Raw genomic sequence first — 415 nt, 5'->3', positions numbered from 1 at the left:
CGGCTTCGCTGGGGAAGCTGGATTCGATCATGACCTGGTAGCGGCGCATGTCGACGATGTGGTCGATGTGCTCGATGTCGACGGGGCACTGCTCGACGCAGGCGCCGCAGGTGGTGCAGGACCACAGCACGTCGGGGTCGATGACGCCGCCCGCGGCGGAGCCGCCGTCGGATGCAGCTTCGAGCGTGCCGATCAGGGGGCGCTCGGCCTCGGCGAGGGCGCCGGCGGGGACGTCGGCGAGCTGCTCCTCGGTCGCCTTCTCCTCGCCCTCCATCGTCTTGCCGCCGCCGGCGAGGAGGTAGGGCGCCTTGGCGTGTGCGTGGTCGCGCAGGGCCATGATCAGCAGCTTGGGGGAGAGCGGCTTGCCGGTGTTCCAGGCGGGGCACTGGGACTGGCAGCGGCCGCACTCGGTGCA

The 415-nt window shown here is 71.3% G+C and carries 1 protein-coding gene; it reads right to left on the bottom strand.

Features of this window, described 5'->3' with window-relative positions:
- Positions 1-415, bottom strand: a 415-nt coding sequence (locus V2J85_RS40890) for a 4Fe-4S dicluster domain-containing protein (protein WP_330824429.1), incomplete at both ends; no start/stop codon positions are given.

It is taken from the genome of Streptomyces bugieae (assembly GCF_036352915.1).
Taxonomy (GTDB): domain Bacteria; phylum Actinomycetota; class Actinomycetes; order Streptomycetales; family Streptomycetaceae; genus Streptomyces; species Streptomyces endophytica.
The sequence above is the reverse complement of the archived record's forward strand: the minus strand, read 5'-3'. Positions and strand labels throughout refer to the sequence as shown.